Genomic DNA, 19504 nt, shown 5'->3' with positions numbered 1-19504 from the left:
TTGAAATTTTAATTAATTGTAATTATTAAATTGGAGTATGGAGAATAATTATGGAAGAGACCGCCTGATAATAGTTATGTATTATAAAGAAGAACAATGCGATAATGACTCGTAACTCGAACTTTGCGACAAAGATAACACAATAAATCAGTTAATTGCTTTCTTTCCCTTTTTATTTTAGGATAAAAGACGATAAATGTCATTTTATACATTATTTCGGCCTCTCGTTTGCATATCTTACGAAAAAAAACGAAATTTGCGACGCTTTTAAACGGAACTTTACTAACACCTTTAAATAATTAAGAGAAATGACTAAAAGTGCATTGCAAATTGCAAGGGCTGCCTATCAGCCCAAACTTCCGAAAGCGCTGAAAGGAACTGTTAAGGCTGCAGAAGGCGCAGCTACTCAGTCTGTTGCTGATCAGGAAGAAATCAAGAAATTGTTCCCCAACACGTACGGAATGCCTTTGATTAAGTTTGAGACTACTGATGAGGCAGCCAACTTTCCCGCAATGAACGTGGGGGTTATCCTTTCCGGTGGACAGGCTCCTGGCGGTCACAATGTGATTTCCGGTATCTTCGACGGTATAAAGAAGCTGAACAAAGACAGCAAATTGTATGGCTTTATTCTGGGTCCCGGTGGCTTGGTTGATCATAATTACATCGAACTGACTGCCGAAATTGTCGATGAATACCGCAATACTGGTGGTTTCGATATCATCGGATCAGGTCGTACTAAGCTGGAGAAGGAAGAACAGTTTGAAAAAGGTTATGAGATTCTGAAGGAACTCAACATCAAGGCACTGGTAATTATTGGTGGTGATGACTCTAACACCAATGCTTGCGTACTGGCTGAATACTATGCTGCCAAGAATTATGGCGTGCAGGTAATTGGTTGCCCTAAGACCATTGACGGTGACTTGAAGAATGATATGATTGAAACTTCTTTCGGTTTCGATACGGCTTGCAAGACTTATTCTGAAGTAATCGGTAACATTCAACGTGACTGTAACTCTGCCCGTAAATACTGGCACTTCATCAAGTTGATGGGACGTTCTGCCTCTCACATCGCTTTGGAATGTGCATTGCAGGTACAGCCTAATATGTGTATCATTTCTGAAGAGGTTGAAGCTAAGGATATGTCTTTGGACGACATCGTGACCAGCATTGCCAAGGTTGTTGCTGAACGTGCAGCTCAGGGAAATAACTTCGGTACGGTTCTTATTCCCGAAGGATTGGTTGAATTCATTCCGGCCATGAAGCGTCTGATTGCTGAGTTGAACGACTTCCTTGCTGCCAATGCAGAGGAATTTGCCCAAATCAAGAAATCGGCTCAACGCGACTATATCATCCGTAAACTCTCTCCGGAGAATGCTGCCATTTACGCAAGCCTTCCCGAGGGTGTGGCACGTCAGTTGTCTCTGGACCGCGACCCGCACGGAAACGTACAGGTGTCTTTGATTGAAACTGAAAAATTGCTGTCTGAAATGGTGGGTACCAAGCTGGCTCAGTGGAAAGAAGAGGGTAAGTTCGTAGGTAAGTTTGCTGCACAGCACCACTTCTTCGGTTACGAAGGACGTTGCGCGGCTCCGTCAAACTTCGATGCTGACTACTGCTACTCTTTGGGTTATGCTGCATCAGCATTGATTGCCAACGGAAAGACCGGTTACATGTCTTCTGTACGCAACACTACTGCTCCTGCCGAAGAATGGATTGCAGGCGGTGTGCCCATCACCATGATGATGAACATGGAACGTCGTCACGGCGAAATGAAGCCGGTTATCCAGAAGGCTCTGGTGAAACTGGACGGTGCTCCGTTCAAGGCATTCGCTGCTCAGCGTGACCGTTGGGCTATGGAAACAGACTATGTTTATCCGGGTCCTATCCAGTACTTCGGTCCGACAGAGGTTTGCGACCAGGCTACGAAGACTTTGCAGCTGGAACAGGCTAAATAAGTTGACGCATCAACAAGTTGACAATAAAACGGAAGGGCGGTTCATTCCGCCCTTTTTTTTGATTTACTCATGGCAACCAAGACCTCCACAAATCCCCGGCGCAGAACTGCTGCCACCCGTCGCTCTTCCTCTCCCTCTTCGCGGAGTAAGAAGAAATCGCAGCCGCGTACCATGCCCGTATGGTTGCGCAATCTTTGGGCGGTCTGTATCATTCTTATTTTTTCTACCGGCTTTTACTGGTTTTTCATTCGTCCATACGCTTATCGTTGGAAGCCTTGTTACGGCCAGAAAGGATATGGTGTGTGCATGCCCTGCAACTATGAGGTGCATGGCATAGACATATCCCATCATCAGGGGAAGATAGATTGGGAACTCCTGGCACATAACAGAGAAGCCAAATTTCCCATCCATTTTGTTTTTCTGAAGGCCACCGAGGGCGGCGACCATGGCGATGATACGTTTACGCAGAACTTCGGTCAGGCGCGTAAGTATGGTTTTATCCGTGGTGCCTATCACTACTTTATCCCTAGGACCGATGCCCACAAGCAAGCCGATTTCTTTATCCGTACCGTGCAGCTGGCAAAGGGAGACCTGCCTCCCGTACTTGATGTGGAGACTATCGGCAAGCAGTCACCGCAGGAACTTAAAACGGCTGTCAAGACTTGGCTGGACAGAATTGAGTCTCATTATGGCATAAAGCCTATTCTTTATACTTCCTATAAATTCAAGAAACGCTATCTCAGCGACTCCATTTTCAATGCTTATCCTTACTGGATAGCCCACTATTATGTAGATTCCGTGTGCTATGAAGGCAAGTGGCACTTTTGGCAGCATACCGATGTGGGTTCTGTGCCCGGTATTGAAGAGGAAGTTGACCTGAACGTATTCAACGGGACATTGGAAAAATTGCAGGCACTTACTCTGCAAGAATAATCCTGGCACCACTGTACACAACACATTTCATGTGGCGACTATTTCATGCAAGTGTTCGTTATTGAACAAGTGTCCGTTATCGGACAGGATGTTAATATGTTATGAATCTCACAGTCAGTATATTACAATATTGGCATGCAACTTGTTTTTCTATTGCCCAAATAGCTGTGATATGATAAGAAAGTATTTGCAACAATCTTTTATGTTACTGAAACAAAATCCCTTGTTCAGTAGTCTTTACATCTTGGGCACCGGACTCGCCATAGCTTTGGCGATGGTACTTGCCATACTCTACTATATAAAGGTGGGAGATATTTATCCGGAAAGCCATCGTAGCAGAATGATGGTGGCTTTGTCTGCACATATGCAGGGAGAGGATACTTCTAATAATACGACTTGGTGCTATTCTTTGCCGTTTGTCAAGAATTGTTTTTATCCGTTGGAGGATGTGGAAGCTGTGACGGCAGTCACGAAAGTCGATCCGGTCACTGTGAAATCGGAGATGATGAAACGGCCGTTGTCTGTCATGCGGAAGTTTACGGATGTGGCGTTTTGGAAAGTGTTCGATTTTAAGTTCATAGCCGGTGGGCCGTTTACGGAGGCGGACTTTCAGAGTGGAGTTCCTGTGGCAGTAGTTTCGGAAGAACTGGCCCGGCGCATATTCGGGCGGGTAGATGTCGTGGGAAGCGAGTTGAACATGAATTATCGGAAATATAGGATTTGTGGGGTAGTGAAGTCGCCTAGCTATGCTATGAAACTTAGTTTTGCGGATGTGTGGTTACCTTATACGTGTGATGTGTCTTTGAAAGACAGTTATATGGATGTAATAGGGGCTTTCCAAGTGGCCATTCTTTTGCATTCTGCCGGGGATGCCGGAAGGGTGAAGGAGTGTGTGGACGAATATGTACGTAAGTTCAACCTGCAGCCACACGATGGTTATAGGCTGGTGCTGCATGGACAGCCCTACATGTATTGGAAATCAATGTTCTATCAGAATGACATGGAAGAGTTGGATTATGCGAAGATTCTTCGTGAGATGGGTGTTTGGTTGCTGTTGCTGTTATTGGTGCCGGCGCTCAACCTTTCGGGGATGATTGCTTCACGTATGGAGTGGCGTCTGCCCGAAATGGGAGTGCGTAAGGCATTCGGGGCAACCCGCGGCAGGTTGTTTGCACAGATAGTCTGGGAGAATTTGCTATTGACGGTATTGGGGGGAGTGCTGGGATTATTGATCTCTTTTGGTATGCTGTTTTTGGCACAACAGTGGTTGCTGACTATGCTTGACGGAGGAACACAGCTCTTTCCGGATGGCACACAGGGCGTTACGTGGGACATGCTTTTCAATCCATACGTGTTCTTGTTCACGTTTCTCATCTGTGTGTTGTTGAATTTGGTTTCAGCATTGATACCGGCTTTTCTATCTTTGAAGAAAAATATTGTTTATTCTCTTAACAAACAAAAATGATATTATTATGTTTGGACAAATCATACGATACCTTTGGAACTGCCGTCGCCACAATTTGTGGATTATGATAGAGCTGATTGTAATTACTATCGTCAGCTGGATGGTGATAGATCCGCTTTTTGTGCTGAATTATAACCGTGGAATTCCTGACGGTTATGATGTTGACGGGCTGTATCGCTTGCAACTGATGCGGAATCCGGAAGATACGGTGTCCAATCCGGCCGATGACTATCGGCTGATTATGCAGAAGTTGCGCAACATACCTTCCGTTGATGCCGCTACTTGTGTGTTGCGTGGTGCTTATCCCAGTTCGCCGGGTATGAATGCCAACAATATAGTGAAAGATACCGTAGCGATAACCACTACCTATATTCCTTTTTTCCGTGGTTCGGACTTTTTCCGTACTTGGCGTTTCCGTTCGGCATCAGACGGCACATGGGAGACCTTGGAGAATCTGGAAGTGCCTGATGATGGTATTATCTTGAGTGAAGATGCCGCCGCAGTTTTGTCCGGAGGAGGCGACATGGTAGGTCAGACTGTGCATGAAGGTAATGGAGACGGCCCCTCTTATCGGGTGGTGGCGTTGATGCGGCCTTTCAAGATGCGTAATGGCATGCAGCCTTGTGCCGTGCGGCTGGTGCCTATTATAGGTGAGATGCCCGAGTGGGGATTTAATGGGATGCGCATCTTTATTCGTGCAAAGGAAGGAATCTCGGAAGAGCGTTTTGTAGAGCAATTTTTGCAATGGTCGGATGAGAATCTGACGGGAGGGTCATTGGTGTTCAAGGATTTCTTGCCGTTTCACGAAATACAGGCAGCTTCGGATTTGGAGAAAGGCGTTACCAATGAGATACGCTCTAAATATCTCCTTGCTGTCTTTTTCCTGTTCAATTTGCTGCTTGCAGTGAGCGGGACGTTTTGGATGAACACCAGTGGCCGGCATGAAGAAATAGGTATCCGTCTTTCGTATGGTGCTTCGCCCGGAAAAATCCGGCTGATGCTGTTTGGCGAGGGGATAGCATTGACGACAGTTGCCGTGTTGCTGGGATGTTTCGTCTATTTCCAGTGGGCGTGTTTTGAGGGTTTGTATGCTTTTGGCGATCTGTATTCTTATGAAAAGAGAATGGTTGTTACGTCCGATTCCTATTTGCCCGGCCATTTCGGTTTGCACTTTATGATTGTTTCGTTGCTGGTATATCTGTTGATGATGCTGGTAACGTGTCTGGGAATATCTGTTCCGGCATACAGAATCAGTACCATTTCTCTGGTGAGAGCGTTGAAGGATGAGTAATCAATCCTTCAACACTTTTACAGGCATGAAGAATTACGGTTTTTGAAACTTCACCGCCGCCCATCGGTTCTTTTCACAATGGTGGACAAAGTGCAGTCCGTTGCGTTCGGCTTCTTCGCGGATGACGGGAATGTCATCTATGTAGAAACCGCTCATCAACAACTCCGCTCCGGGATTCATGCGGGCTATGTAGTACTTCATGTCCGCCAGGAGGATATTGCGGTTGATGTTGGCGATAACCATATCAAACGGACCTTTGCTTTCCAGAGAGGAGGCGTCACCTTGGGATACGGTAATGTTATCCACTCCATTCAATGCTATATTTTCGAGGGAGTTGCGTACACACCATTCATCTATGTCGATAGCCGTACAAGGAGAGGCTCCACGCATACGTGCCAGTATGGCGAGGATGGAAGTTCCACACCCCATATCGAGCAGTGATTTGCCTTGCAGGTCACTGTCCAGCAGTTCGCCGATGATGAGGCTGGTGGTCTCGTGGTGTCCCGTGCCGAATGCCATCTGCGGATTGATGACGATGTCATATTCTGCTTGTGGGACATCGTTGTGAAAAGTGCTGTGAATGACACAACGGTCTCCGATAACGATAGGCTGGAAGAAGTTCTTCTCCCATTCCTCGTTCCAGTCTTTATCTTCTGCTTCCACATAACTGTATTCTATTTGTGCGTCGGGCAGGGGAAAGTAGGCAAGTGCCTCTTTAAGAACGGTTTCGCTATAAAGTTCTTTCTGTATGTAAGCGGTGATGCCGTCGGTCTGTTCGACAAAACTTTCAAAGCCGGCTTCGCCCAGGACGCCGGAAAGTACATCGTTGACTATTTCTGTACACGGAACGGTGCGGAATGTAAATTCTAAATATTTCATCGGAATATAATTGTTTGTTAAATACAGAATATGCTTCTTAGAAGCAAACCGGTTTCTGCGTATATTTGTTTATCTTTCTGCAAAGGTAATGCAAACCGGGGGGAGAATAAAACGAACGTGCTCTTTTTTTATCCGCTAGGGACTTTGATTTATTGAATGATAGTGTATTTAGGGAATTCCCTATCAATCTTTGGGGAAAATCTGCTGCATGGGATAAAATCAGGCGTTATCTTTGTGACGTGAAGAAATAGATAAATGTAAAATCCATAAACCAAACTAATATGAAAAAGATTGTTTTTTTATCGCTTTTTGCCTTGTGCCTTCCATGGACACTGGCGGCACAAAGTATAGATGACGACCTTTACTACATTCCTTCCAAGAATAAGGAAGAGAAAAAAAAAGAGGTGAAGCAGGAGAAGAAAGTAGCTGCTCCCGTAGAAGAGATTGTAGTAAAGTCGAATGCGCCGACCACTATCTATTCGTCGCCGGGAAGCACTACCGTTGTAGTAAAAGACCGTAAGGGGAAAACCCGCGACGTGGACGAATATAACCGTCGTTACGACTCCCGCAACAATGATTTCGTGATGGAGAACGATACCCTTTACATCAATGAAAAAGAAGATGACGGCTTGGACGGCGAATGGGTGAACGGTGAGTTTGAAGGTTCACAAGATGATTACGAGTATGCTACCCGTATTATCCGTTTCCGCAATCCCCGTTATGCCATCAGCATCAGCAGCCCACTGTATTGGGATGTGGTCTATGGCTTGAATTCCTGGGATTGGAACGTGTACACCGATGGTCTGTATGCATACGCTTTCCCGACATTTACCAACCGCTTGTGGTGGGACTGGCGCTATAACTCTTACGGTTGGGGCGGATATCCTTACTATGGCTGGGGATGGAACAGCTGGCACAGTCCGAGCTGGAGCTTTGGCTGGGGCGGCTGGTACGGCGGTGGCTGGTGGGGACACCATCATCATCACCATCACTATCATCCCGGATATTATCCCGGCGGCGGTGGCCATTGGGGAGGAGGCAGTCATTGGGGAAATACCTATACAAACAGACGTTCATTTGGAAGTTCTCGTGGAAATAGGGTCTCTGCCTATGGAGGAAGTACTACAACCAGACGTTCTTCTTATGTGAATGGTGGGCAAACAGTGCGTCGCAGTGGTGCTGCAACGGGACAAGTCAGGCGTGGAAGTACCGACACTAATCGCAGAGTAGTAGGGACAAGGTCATCTGCTGCTACGCGTTCCAGCGCTATTCGCTCCAGTGCTACGCGTTCGGATGCCGCTACGAGCAGACGCTCTACTTATACTCGTCCAAGTAGTACACGTAGTAGTTCCTATGGTAGTAGTCGTTCTACTGTAGAGGGAGTACGACGTAGTAGTTCTACAGCAGGCGGCCGTTCATCGGTAGGGACATCTTCGCGGAGTACTACCCGTAGCTCGGCAACTTATAATCGTGGCTCAAGTACTGCTCCTGCACGTAGTAATTTCAATAATAATCGCAGTAGCCGTTCTTATAATAATAGTAGTACGCGTTCTTATAATAATAGTGGCAGTAATAGTGGTTCCTCTTCCAGCTTTTCTTCTGGAGGTGGTTCTCGTTCCTCGGGTGGAAGTTATTCAACCGGTGGAGGATCTTCTCGTTCAAGTGGTGGAAGTTCCAGAAGGAGATAAAGGACTTACTGATTAATTCTAAAAAGTGGATTTATGAAAAAAAATATAATGATAATGGCACTTGCTATGTCTACAGCCGTAAGTGTCAATGCACAGACTATCTATGATGCAGCTAATATTGCAAATAAAGATTTGAATGGGACTGCTCGTTTTGTGGGAATGGGAGGTGCTATGGGAGCATTGGGAGGAGATATCACCACTATGGGAACTAATCCTGCAGGCATAGGTATATATCGTAGTAATGATGCTGCTGTTTCTTTTGGATTCTCTTCATATGGAACTGAAAGTAACTATATGGGTAATAAAATGAGTTCGGATAAGACACGGGCAGATTTTAATAATGCAGGTTTTGTGTTTTCCACAAAGGTGGGAAATGTAACGCCCTTGCGATACGTGAACTTTGGGTTCAACTACCAGCGTGTAAAATCTTTTTATAATAACATGCAGATGGAAGGTAATCTTGGTGATTTCTCTCAAACTATTTATATGGCTAATCAGGCATCAGATGCAGGTGGTATTAAAGATTGGCCTGATAATCCTTACCGGGATAATAATATAGGTTGGCTCTCTGCTATGGGATATAATGGTTATTTGATTACGGACTTGATTTCGCAAGGAGATTTAGATAATTTGTTGGCTTCAAACCCCAATTATTCTAACTATGTACCTTATATGAAAGATGGTGTGCAAGTGCAAAACGTGGATGAAGAATTGATGTACCGCACTCCGGGCGAATATGTAGGTATGTACACCGGAGCAGATGCTAAGTTTCGTTCTGAGGAACGTGGAGGAATTGATCGGTTTGACTTTAATGTTGCCTTTAATTTTAACGACCGTATCTATTTTGGATTAACTGTTGGAGCTTATGCATTGGACTATAGCAAATACTGTATCTATGATGAAAATTATGGTGGAGGTGAAGGCTATAACTTACAGACATGGAGTAAAATCAATGGAGCAGGCTTTGATGTGAAGTTGGGAGCTATCGTACGTCCGTTTGAGTATTCTCCATTACGTATAGGGTTCTCGATACACACACCGATATTCTATAGCCTGGATTATAAAACCAATGCACGTTTGGAGTCTGATGTATGGAATGACTTGAATGTGAAGAATGAAGTGGGTACTCCGAGCAATGAGATAGGACATTATGATGAAGATACTTATGATATCCTTAATGGCGACATGGTAAGCAAATTTCAACTTCGTACTCCGTGGACCTATAATCTCAGTTTAGGATATACTGTAGGTAATAATTTGGCATTGGGAGCTGAATATGAATATAAGGATTATTCTTCTATTCAGTTCAGAGATGATGCAGGTTATGCTGATTCTTTCGATTATGAGAATTCTACTACAGACATGTTGAAAGGTGTCAGTACCATTCGTTTGGGAGCAGAGTATAAGGTGATTCCTCAGTTTGCCTTGCGCGCCGGTTATAATTATCAATCTTCTATTTTCAAGGATGATGCTTTTAAGGATCTTCCGCTAAACTCCATCCAGACAGATACGGACTTTGCCAACAGTGAGTCATTGAGTAACTATACACTGGGTATAGGCTATCGCGGTTCTATGTTCTATGCCGATTTAGCTTATAAGTATACTACTTATGATGCAAAGTTCTATCCATTTGATACATTTGATGGGACAACTTTGGCACAAGCAACCAAAGTAACCAATACGCGCAGCCAAGTACTGCTTACGTTAGGTGTGCGTTTCTAAAAGAACAATTTTCATTGCATATAACCTTTCATTGTCAATACCTTAGGGTATAAAAGAACTCCCCGGAATGTACAAATACATTTCGGGGAGTCTTGTGTTATAAGGGAGGGATTACAGATACCATGCCACGCCAAATGAATAGGGAGATACTTCCGGTCCCTTGTCTTTCTGGAATAATCCGTATGTGGAGTAGCGCAGGTAAATGCCGATATTACCATAACCGGCTTGTGCCAGCAGGTTTATGCCGACGGGCTGCACATACATACCTTTGCCTACGGTTTTCTTCTTGCCTCCGTTGATGTGTGAGAATGACTTCACACCGTGGCGTATCTCAAATTCGGGACCGGCATTGAAGAACACTTTGCGTCTTCCCACTCTTTGTTGCCATTCCATCAATACGGGTACGCGGAAGAAGAAATGGCGCAGACGGCTTTTATTGTAGCTGGTCTCTTCGTTGCCTGCGGTGAAGATGCTGGTTCCGTTTTCCTTTAGCAAGGCATAGTTACCGTCGATATTGAAAGAACGGTATCCCCAGCTGACTCCCAGATTGATTCCCCAATGCGGGTTCTTCTTGAAGTTGTGATATACGGAGAGGATGTTGAAGCCGAATTCCCATGACTTGGATAAGTCGAGTACCATCTTGTCGCTTGCTCCGAAGGAAAGGAAGTCGTTAGCCAGCCGGCTGTAGCCAATATACAGACCGGAACAGTGCGGTTCGTAAGCATTGTATCTTCTCTTTTTGGGGATGAATGGCAGGGCGTCGAGGAAAGTGCGCTTGTCTGCATCCACTTTCTCGAGATAGACTCCTTCATAAATTTGCACTTCTTTTTTTTCGCCGTCTTCCAGCTGCTCTTCGTACACCTTGATGCGCATGTCTCCTTTTCCTTTCCGGATGATGATGGAATCGCCTTGTGTCTGTACTGTAGCTTTTTGTTCAGGGGCAGTCTGTTGTTGTGCTGTCATGCGGCCGGCCGGCACAGCAAGCAGGCAGGCCAAAATCATAATTCTGGTTTTCATATCGTATATTGTTTTTAGAGTTATTCCGATTTGTAAAGCATATTCATCATTTCCTTTTCACTGAGCAGGCCCTCTATGTAAATCAAGGTACCCATGGAGCCTTTTCCTATCTTGAAAATGAGGTAGCGGTTCAGCTTCTTCCCGTTGCGTTCCACCTCTTTCAGTTGGTAATAGGCGCTACGCAGAATGCCGCTTTCCATTACCTCTTGCGCCTTCTTTGCGTTGTCCTGCTTGTCGTGGGCAATGGCCTGCTGGATTTCCCGGCAATAGGGGAATACATCCTTGAATACAAGGCTCTTGTAGGTAGTCATTCGGTAAGATTTCAGGATGCTGCCGTTCAGCTCTACCCTGGTCACGCCCTTTTGTTCGCCGTACTTGTTGAACAGGTCGGCTATTTGCAGTCCCTCTTGCGCATGTGCAAAGGCTGGCAGGCAAATCAGCAGGGACAAGAGGCACAGCCTGCGCAGGCAAATCTGTATAGATGTTTTCATAAGCTTGTTTATATTAGTGTTGAAACAGTAAGTTGTTTAAGTCTTCCTCCGTGAAGCCGGCATGTTGCAGGGCTTCCAGCGCTTTGGCTTCCACCAGCTTCTCGTCCGTGTACCGTTTTCCGTCGATGACGACATAATTTTCAAGAACACCGGAAAGCGGAAATATAGTCTTGGCTACCCCGAGAAGCAGGAGCAATCCGGCGGCAACGCCGCTTATGGCATAGCACATGCGGTAAAAGCGGGAGGGCTTTCCGGAAGGCTGTTCCTGTTGTTTTTCCTTCGGCGTGATTGTTGAAACGGCTTCCTTCCTGGTCACTGAAACGGCTTCCTTATCCAGATAGACGAATAGGGGGCGGTAAACCAGCAGATGTTCCGGCACCTTTTCTTCTTCTGTAAAGAAACGGCGCAACCGGCGTTCTTCTTCGCAGGAGGTTTCTCCTTCAAAATATTTATCCAGCAGTTCATCTATCTTCATGCTTCCTTTCTCCTTTCTCTTTTTCCTTGTATGGTTTGCAGGTAAATGTTTCTCACTTTTTTCCGGGCTCTCGACAGGTTGCTGCGGATGGCTTCCGGTCCGCATCCCGTGATTTCAGCGATTTCATCCGTCTCGTATCCTTCGATGTCCTTCATCCGCATGATGGTGCGTTGAAGATGGGGCAGCGAGTTGATGATTTCGTGCATCAGGCAGATTTCATCTTTGATTTCCAACAGCTGTTCAGGTGTTCCGGCAGGGGATGCTGCCTGCACAATGTCGAGAGACTGATTGTCATTACGTTTGCAGCGCCACATATCTATGCAGGTGTTGTGCGTCAACGTCATGGCAAATGCCTCGATGCTCCGGTACTGATTCAGTTCAAGCCTTTTGTTCCATAGCTTGAGCAGTACCTCCTGAACGGCATCTTCTGCATCCTCCGGGGCGTCGGTCAACTTCCGTGCATAGCTCAACAGCTTGGCACGGAGTGGAAGAACGGTTATTTTGAATTCTTTGAGTTCCATTTCTGTAGATAAGACGAATGGGATTGATAAACGTGACATCAAAGATAGGGAAAAAGAAACATCTGACCTGCAAATGAGGTAGTCTCTTCCTATAGAGAAAGAGATCTGATGCCTACTTTAAACTTTATCTTTAGGCTGAAGATGTAGATATTCAACTTGAAGACATATATCTTCATACTGGATATGTATATCTTCAGTGTGAAGATAAATCTTGTTCCCTGCTTCAGCCAGTTTTTCCGGTAGGATGAGATGTCCTTGCAAGGTAGGTGAGATGGCTTAAGGTCTGCTGTCTGTGTGGCAGTGTGGCGTTGGCGTATAAAAAAAGTGCCCTTCCGGAAACGGAAGGGCACTTCAATATATTCAGAAATAAGGATTATTTCTTGAAATAGCGGTTGTACAGGCCTTCGAAACCTTTACCGTGACGAGCTTCGTCCTTAGCCATTTCGTGAACGGTATCATGGATAGCGTCGAGGTTCAAAGCTTTAGCGCGGGTAGCGATGCGCTTCTTGTCTTCGCATGCACCTGATTCTGCGTTCATTCGTTTCTCGAGGTTTGTTTTGGTATCCCATACACAGTCGCCCAGCAGTTCGGCAAACTTGGAAGCGTGTTCTGCTTCTTCCCAGGCGTAACGCTTGAAAGCCTCTGCCACTTCGGGATAGCCTTCACGGTCTGCCTGGCGGCTCATTGCCAAGTACATGCCTACTTCTGTGCATTCACCCATGAAGTGGTTGTTCAAGTCCTTAATCATTTCATCGTCGCAACCTTTGGCTACACCGATAACGTGTTCGTCGGCAAATACCAACGGACCGCCGGCTGTTGCTTCTTCAACTTCTACAAACTTGCTTGCGGGAGCTTTACACAATGGGCATTTTTCGGGAGCTGCATCTCCTTCGTATACGTAACCGCATACTGTGCATCTAAATTTTTTCATTTTCTCTCAGATTTTAATTAGTTGAATTAATTATTCTTCGTTATTCTTAAACGTTCTTCTTCCATACAATGCTTGCAGATGCCTTTGTAGTAATAGTGGATTTCCTGCACGTCGTGTCCGTCCATATCCATGTCTATTACTGTCTTGGTGTTGTTATTGCACATCAAGTCATAAATTTTTCCGCAACGTTTACATAAAAAGTGACCGTGCGGACTGGTATCGGCATCGTAACATGTGTTACGCTCGTCAATGGTCAGAGTTTGTGCCGCGCCTTGCTCACTAAGCAACTTCAGGGTATTGTATACCGTTGTCTTGGACAATGTCGGTATAGAGGGAGACAATGCCGTATATATTTCATCCACCGTGGGATGCGTACGATGCTCCATCAGATAGTTCATAATGGCTATGCGCTGCACTGAAGGCTTAATGTGATGATTTTGCAATCGTTTTATTACATCCATGTCATCTTATTATTCAAACTTGTAATAATTACATTTTTAATTTTTTTGCAAAGATAAGAAGTTCCTATAATTCTCCAAAAGATTTCCGGAATATTTTTAGCAGCAACCATTAAAAATGCTGATATGTTCCTCGTGCCGGTAAGCCACAGCTCTTTCATTTAACTCCCTTTAACTCTCTTAAATGAAAGAGCCGTGTCCGGTAAGAGAAAACGTTTTATCTCTTATCTCTCTTAATCAGAATTTTGCACTATCTTTGCCACGAAAACGAAGATAGTGCAAATCGAATAAATAATATGACATCCTTATGAATTACGGATATGTAAAAGTAGCGGCGGCTGTGCCCCGTGTCAAGGTGGCTGACTGTAAGTTCAATGCCTCAGAGATTGAAAAAGAGATTATTATAGCCGACGGGAAAGGTGTGCAAATCATTGCTTTTCCGGAGTTGTGCATTACCGGATATACTTGTGGTGACCTTTTTGCCCAGCAGCTTTTGCTCGAAGAGGCGGAAATGGGGTTGATACAGATTCTGAACAATACGCGCCAGCTGGATATTATTTCGATATTGGGCATGCCCGTTGCACTGAACGGTGTGTTGCTGAATGCGGCGGTTATCATTCAGAAGGGAAAGGTGCTGGGCGTTGTCCCCAAGACTTATCTTCCTAATTATAAGGAGTTTTATGAGAAACGCTGGTTTACTTCGGCTTGTGATGTATCGGAAAACAGTGTGCGCCTTTGCGGACAGATTATTCCGATGGGGAGAAACCTGCTGTTCGAAACGGCTGATACCACTTTCGGGGTGGAGATATGCGAGGATTTGTGGGCGCCCATACCGCCCAGCTCTACGCTGGCGCTGCAGGGTGCGGAAGTCTTGTTCAATCTTTCGGCCGACAATGAAGGTATCGGCAAGCACAATTATCTGCGCTCGCTCATCAGCCAGCAGTCGGCACGTTGCATTGCCGGGTATGTATTCAGCTCGTGCGGTTTCGGAGAATCCACTACGGATGTGGTGTTTGCCGGCAGCGGGCTGATTTATGAGAACGGGACTCTGCTGGCGGCAAACGAACGCTTCTCCTTCGAGGGGCAGGTGGTCATCAGCGAAATTGATGTGGAACACTTGCGTACGGAGCGACGGGTGAATACGACCTTCTCGGCTTGCCATGCAAATTGTGTCTCAGACCTCCCGGTACGAATCTCTACGGAGTATGTCGACAGCAGGGATTTGAACCTGACACGTACTTTTGAGCCGCATCCGTTTGTTCCGCAGGGGATAATGCTGGACGAACGCTGCGAGGAAGTATTTTCCATTCAGGTGTCCGGACTGGCGCAACGTCTGGTGCATACTAAAGCGAAGAGTGCCGTTATCGGCATTTCGGGCGGACTGGATTCTACGTTGGCGCTATTGGTCTGTGTGAAGACTTTCGATAAGTTGGGATGGTCTCGCCAGGGCATTGTCGGGGTCACCATGCCGGGATTCGGGACGACCGACCGTACATATACTAATGCGATGGACTTAATGAACTCCCTCGGTGTGACCGTCCGCGAAGTCAGTATCAAGGAGGCTTGCATACAGCATTTCAAGGATATAGACCATGATGTCCATGTGCACGACGTGGTCTACGAGAACGCGCAGGCACGGGAGCGTACCCAAATCTTGATGGATATTGCCAACCAGACTTGGGGAATGGTTATCGGTACGGGTGACCTTTCGGAACTTGCCTTAGGATGGGCCACCTACAATGGCGACCACATGTCGATGTATGGTGTGAATGCCAGCGTCCCCAAGACTCTGGTGAAGCACTTGGTGAAATGGGTGGCAGAGCATGACATGGATGATGCTTCACGCGTTACGTTGCTCGACATTGTGGATACTCCCATTAGTCCGGAACTGATTCCCGCAGATAAGAACGGAAATATCCGGCAGATTACTGAGGACTTGGTGGGTCCGTATGAGCTTCACGACTTCTTTCTTTATTACTTCCTGCGCTGCGGTTTCCGTCCTTCCAAGATTTTCTTCTTGGCAGCACGCACATTCAAAGGGATGTATGATGAAGAAACCATCAAGAAATGGTTGCAAATCTTCTGCCGCCGTTTCTTCAACCAGCAGTTCAAGCGTTCCTGCTTGCCGGATGGTCCGAAGGTCGGGAGTATCTCCCTCAGTCCGCGCGGTGATTGGAGGATGCCGAGCGATGCCTCATCGGAGATGTGGCTAAGGGAGGTGGAAGGACTTTGATTCTTTACTTCGGGCGTGCCGTAATATCTATGGGTATTTGATGACTGCATCTTGTTTGCATTCTTGCTGCATGTGGTTTGCAGTGCCACTGCAAACGTGTTGCAGTATCACTGCATAACTGTTGCAGTCGTACTGCATATCGATGTGCAGGATTTTGCAGTAATAATCTATTGATTAATAGCTGGTTGTAAAAGTAGGGATATGCTGCGTGTATGGAAAAGTGCAGCTTAGTTTCGTTTCCCGTAGTATCGTTTGTAGATTTTCTTGTATTCCTTTCCCTTTTTGAAACTATCCAGCCATGTATTGAGGCTGTCCAGCAGGATAGGTGACTGTTTGCTCACTCCCCAGGAATAGAATTGCGTGAAGCTGACGGCGGTATTGATGTCTATTTGAGGAATACTGTCGGCTGCGGTACGGGCAATGCTTTCGTCGCATACGGCATAGTCAATGTCTCCGTGGGCTACCAATGCAATCAGTTGTTCGGAACCGTACTTCTCTATCTCCTTAACGTAGATGGTGTCGCCTATCTCATTTCCTAGGTTGCGGATACGTAGTATGGAAGGGGAGCCTTTCACTACGTGTAGCGTCTTGCCCGCCAAGTCCAGTTGGTTTTTGATGAACAGTGATGAGTCGGGAACATTCTCGAGCTTGCGCTGCACCAGCACTTGCTTGTTCAGTACGATGGGGGTGGTAAGCAGCAAGGAGTCTTTCAGCTCGCTGGTGGCAAGGATGCCGTAGGCAATCACGTCATATTGCCCGTCGGCCAGACCTTCCAGCCGCTTGTTGAAGCTCATTTCCGGTGATATGGCAGCCTGCAGTCCGTGGTCGCGTGCAAAAGCTTCTATCAGCTCGTAGTGGAAACCGGACAAGGTGTCATCATCCACATAGAAACTGATGGAGTTGTATTCCGTCGAAACATGTATGATGCCTTCGGCAGCTATCTCGGCATAGTCGCGCGGATGACCTTTCTGTTTCTCTTCTTTCTTGATGAGATAGTGGGCTATGAGAGCTGCCGTAACTCCCAGAAGTGCGTATTTGAGCAGTCTGCTTTTTATCATACAGTTGTCTGTTAGTCATAGAAATTCCATGAGACGCCAATCTTGAACAAGCGCGGATTGATGGGGTAGTGTGGTGTCAGGAAGGAATTGGCGCTTCCCATACCCGCGTTGACGTGATACATCATGGCAAAGATACGCGTCCGTTTCAAGTGCAGGTTGGCATATACGTTTACGATGGGGTAACCGCCTATTTCCACCAAGTCGTCCGTAGGCTGCAGATGGAACTGCTGGACACCGGGCGCATAGGCGGGTGCGTTATACTTGGTGAAGTAACGGACATCGGCACCCAGCTGAACGGTCAGCACCTTCTTGGCGAGTTTGGTCAGTATGTAGAAGTTATGGTAGAGCGAGAGTTTGGGCAATGGAAGTACCGCTTCATTGCTTGTCTTCTGCCAGGTCACTTCGTTGTCCAGATGGAAGACACCAAGGCGGAAGTCTTGTTTCAGCGTGGCAGACAGCACTTGTATGTTGCCTCCGTTCTGTTCGGGCAGGGCGCTTTGGTTGAAGTAAGTGTAGTTCTTGATATTTTCTGCACCGGCACGGAGATTGGTTCCCCAATGGGAAATGTTCAGCTCGCCTTCCACACGCGTACGGAATTCCTTGTCCATGTTGTCATTGTCCCAGTTGTAGTGGTTGGAGTGATAATGACGCATATAGAAGGAAGGAAGCGTGTTACTCACATAACCGCGGGCGTAGAAGTTCACCGTATCTTTCCATAGACGGAAGTTCAGGTCCAGATTGGCGTTGACGCGGAACTGTCCGATGGCTTTGTCTACCAACCCCACTTCGCCGTTTACGTTGTAGTGCAGCAGTTTGCCTTCGCGCTTGGCGAGTTCGCCGCCCAGGAAGATTTCCTGCTCGGTATAGCGGATGCGGCGCATGTCGGTAAGCGTGTCCGTGTTCATCAGGTCGTACCGGCTGAACTTGTGGGAGACATAAGCCGTAAGTCCGGCTTTGGCATATTTGTTGAAACCCTCCAGCAAGGCTATTCCGAACACGTTCTTTACACTGAATGCCGTGGTAGAGTCGTTACTGTAATTCTTGTAAAGCTTGTAGTCTTCCGGAAAGAATCCTTCGGGCTCGCTTCCCGAACGGAATTGGTGTCGCGACCGTTCTACTTTCAGGGTATGGATAAAGCTGGTGACGGGGACGAACTCTTCTTCGAAAAGTGAGTCGTTGTCTGCGGTAGAAACAGGCGGCAAGCTGTCATTGGCTGCTGCAAGTGTGCTGACCGATGTTGATACTATGCTGTCGTTTGGCAATGCCATGTCATTGTTCGAAGCGGATATTTCGGTTTCGGAAGAGGGAGAGGATGAAGCTTTGGGTACAGATACCGACGGTTTGCCTTTTTGTGTGCTCCGTACTCTCCGCGTAAAACCTAGACGATAGCGCTGTGTCAGATAGATATAAAAATCCTTGTTGCGGTTGGAAGTCTGTTCCAATTTGACCGGTATAGTGGTGGATTCGTACTCTTTCTTTCCTCCGGACATGTTTTCGGGACGGGTGATGTATTGGTCGTCTGCAATACCGCCGTTCTCGTTCATCTTCAGGAAAAAATTGTTGTAGACTGCTTGTACCTGGTATTTCTCGCCGATATAGCTGCCGAACAGACCTGCATTGAAGTGCGAGGTGGACTGGTTCTGGTAATAACCGCGCCCGTACAGATAGTCGATGTTAAAGCCAAATGCCAACTGCTTGTTGACGTTGACGGAGAAATAGGACTTGAAGCGTTCTTCACCGTTCACTTTGTTGCCGGCCTTATAGTAGGTAAGATTGGTGTAAGGCACGTTGCTGTTGGTGAAAAGCACCTGGTCGGGACGTGTGAAAAAACTGGAGAAGGGAGCCATGAAGATGGTCGGCTCGCTTTCTTCCCGTTCGAAGAACAGACGTGAGAGGCGTGGTGAACCTAAATTCCCCAAATAATTGTAGTGGCCGAACATTCCTTCCACCAGATTGGTGTTCTGGAAGTTGAGGCTGGCCGTGTCGGCAGGCATGATGGTACGGTTACCCAGTGTCTCACTTAGTTTCCACATGTAAAGCTTGGGCGGAAGACTTTGAATCTCAGTATTGGTACTGTCTTCCAGATTGTCCGGCTGGGTGTTCGGGTCAATTTGGTTACCGAACCGGTCGCGACTGTTCGTCGGGTTTAAGGTGTTTTGAGCCATAGCCCCCCATATCCCTATAACGGACAGAAATATATATGTCAGTACAATTCGTCTCATAATTAGGCGCAAAGATACAATAAAAAATTGTTTGCTTACTGAATTCAGTCTTTTTTGCTTCTTTTAAACTGTCTTGTTTTCTGTTTTGTCCTATACTGCTTCCGGTTCTCCGCCCTTGAATCCATCTTTTTCTGGCTTGAAATAAAATAAGCCCTTGCAATAAAT

At 46.4% G+C, this 19504-nt stretch carries 16 protein-coding genes; 7 read left to right on the top strand and 9 right to left on the bottom strand.

The features are described from left to right. The first annotated feature begins 308 nt into the window (after positions 1 to 308). The 4 genes from E5355_RS04120 to E5355_RS04105 all read left to right on the top strand — a co-directional run bounded on the left by E5355_RS04120 (position 309) and on the right by E5355_RS04105 (position 5644). Entirely contained in the window at positions 309 to 1955 is a 1647-nt protein-coding gene (locus tag E5355_RS04120; protein WP_136009291.1) for a diphosphate--fructose-6-phosphate 1-phosphotransferase, read from the top strand. Positions 1956 to 2024: 69 nt separating this feature from the next. After that, a complete protein-coding gene (locus tag E5355_RS04115) occupies positions 2025 to 2888 on the top strand; it encodes a glycoside hydrolase family 25 protein (protein WP_168354271.1) in 864 nt (287 codons plus the stop codon). A gap of 202 nt (positions 2889 to 3090) precedes the next feature. Next, positions 3091 to 4353: an ABC transporter permease gene (locus tag E5355_RS04110; protein ID WP_246866886.1), complete on the top strand. Its 1263-nt coding sequence runs from the start codon at positions 3091 to 3093 to the stop codon at positions 4351 to 4353. Between the two features lie 7 nt (positions 4354 to 4360). Further along, positions 4361 to 5644, top strand: coding sequence for an ABC transporter permease (locus tag E5355_RS04105; protein WP_136009289.1), 1284 nt, complete (start codon positions 4361 to 4363; stop codon positions 5642 to 5644). Positions 5645 to 5677: 33 nt separating this feature from the next. Here E5355_RS04105 and prmA read toward each other — a convergent pair whose 3' ends face one another. Continuing rightward, on the bottom strand, positions 5678 to 6523 hold the full coding sequence (prmA, locus tag E5355_RS04100) for a 50S ribosomal protein L11 methyltransferase (RefSeq protein WP_136009288.1): 846 nt from the start codon (positions 6521 to 6523) through the stop codon (positions 5678 to 5680). A 281-nt stretch (positions 6524 to 6804) separates the two neighbouring features. Between prmA and E5355_RS04090 the strand changes: the two genes are divergently transcribed. Further along, positions 6805 to 8211: a hypothetical protein gene (locus tag E5355_RS04090; protein ID WP_136009287.1), complete on the top strand. Its 1407-nt coding sequence runs from the start codon at positions 6805 to 6807 to the stop codon at positions 8209 to 8211. Positions 8212 to 8244: 33 nt separating this feature from the next. Next, a complete protein-coding gene (locus E5355_RS04085; RefSeq protein ID WP_136009286.1) occupies positions 8245 to 9933 on the top strand; it encodes an OmpP1/FadL family transporter in 1689 nt (562 codons plus the stop codon). Between the two features lie 111 nt (positions 9934 to 10044). On the opposite strand, the gene E5355_RS04080 is transcribed toward E5355_RS04085, so the two are convergent. The 6 genes from E5355_RS04080 to E5355_RS04055 form a co-directional block, all read right to left on the bottom strand. Further along, positions 10045 to 10950 carry a hypothetical protein gene (locus E5355_RS04080; RefSeq protein WP_136009285.1) on the bottom strand — a complete coding sequence of 302 codons (906 nt, stop codon included), beginning with the start codon at positions 10948 to 10950 and terminating at the stop codon, positions 10045 to 10047. 20 nt (positions 10951 to 10970) lie between these two features. Next, positions 10971 to 11441, bottom strand: coding sequence for a DUF6108 family protein (locus E5355_RS04075; protein ID WP_136009284.1), 471 nt, complete (start codon positions 11439 to 11441; stop codon positions 10971 to 10973). A 13-nt stretch (positions 11442 to 11454) separates the two neighbouring features. After that, a complete protein-coding gene (locus E5355_RS04070) occupies positions 11455 to 11916 on the bottom strand; it encodes a hypothetical protein (protein ID WP_136009283.1) in 462 nt (153 codons plus the stop codon). Then, positions 11913 to 12437 (bottom strand): RNA polymerase sigma factor, encoded by a 525-nt coding sequence (locus tag E5355_RS04065; protein WP_136009282.1) that lies wholly within the window; start codon positions 12435 to 12437, stop codon positions 11913 to 11915. Before E5355_RS04065 ends, E5355_RS04070 begins: the two co-directional genes overlap by 4 nt. A gap of 373 nt (positions 12438 to 12810) precedes the next feature. After that, entirely contained in the window at positions 12811 to 13368 is a 558-nt protein-coding gene (locus E5355_RS04060; protein WP_009123967.1) for an NADH peroxidase, read from the bottom strand. Positions 13369 to 13394: 26 nt separating this feature from the next. After that, on the bottom strand, positions 13395 to 13829 hold the full coding sequence (locus E5355_RS04055; protein WP_136009281.1) for a Fur family transcriptional regulator: 435 nt from the start codon (positions 13827 to 13829) through the stop codon (positions 13395 to 13397). A 304-nt stretch (positions 13830 to 14133) separates the two neighbouring features. Here E5355_RS04055 and E5355_RS04050 point away from each other — a divergent pair, with 304 nt between their 5' ends. Next, positions 14134 to 16059 carry an NAD(+) synthase gene (locus E5355_RS04050; protein WP_136009280.1) on the top strand — a complete coding sequence of 642 codons (1926 nt, stop codon included), beginning with the start codon at positions 14134 to 14136 and terminating at the stop codon, positions 16057 to 16059. 227 nt (positions 16060 to 16286) lie between these two features. On the opposite strand, the gene E5355_RS04045 is transcribed toward E5355_RS04050, so the two are convergent. Next, positions 16287 to 17117, bottom strand: coding sequence for a transporter substrate-binding domain-containing protein (locus E5355_RS04045; RefSeq protein WP_136009279.1), 831 nt, complete (start codon positions 17115 to 17117; stop codon positions 16287 to 16289). Between the two features lie 11 nt (positions 17118 to 17128). Further along, entirely contained in the window at positions 17129 to 19339 is a 2211-nt protein-coding gene (locus E5355_RS04040) for a putative porin (protein WP_136009278.1), read from the bottom strand. Between the last annotated feature and the right edge of the window lie 165 nt (positions 19340 to 19504).

Source organism: Bacteroides muris (ex Afrizal et al. 2022), assembly GCF_004793475.1.
GTDB lineage: Bacteria > Bacteroidota > Bacteroidia > Bacteroidales > Bacteroidaceae > Bacteroides > Bacteroides muris.
Note: the sequence above shows the minus strand (reverse complement) of the source record. Positions and strands in the feature narration are given on the sequence as shown.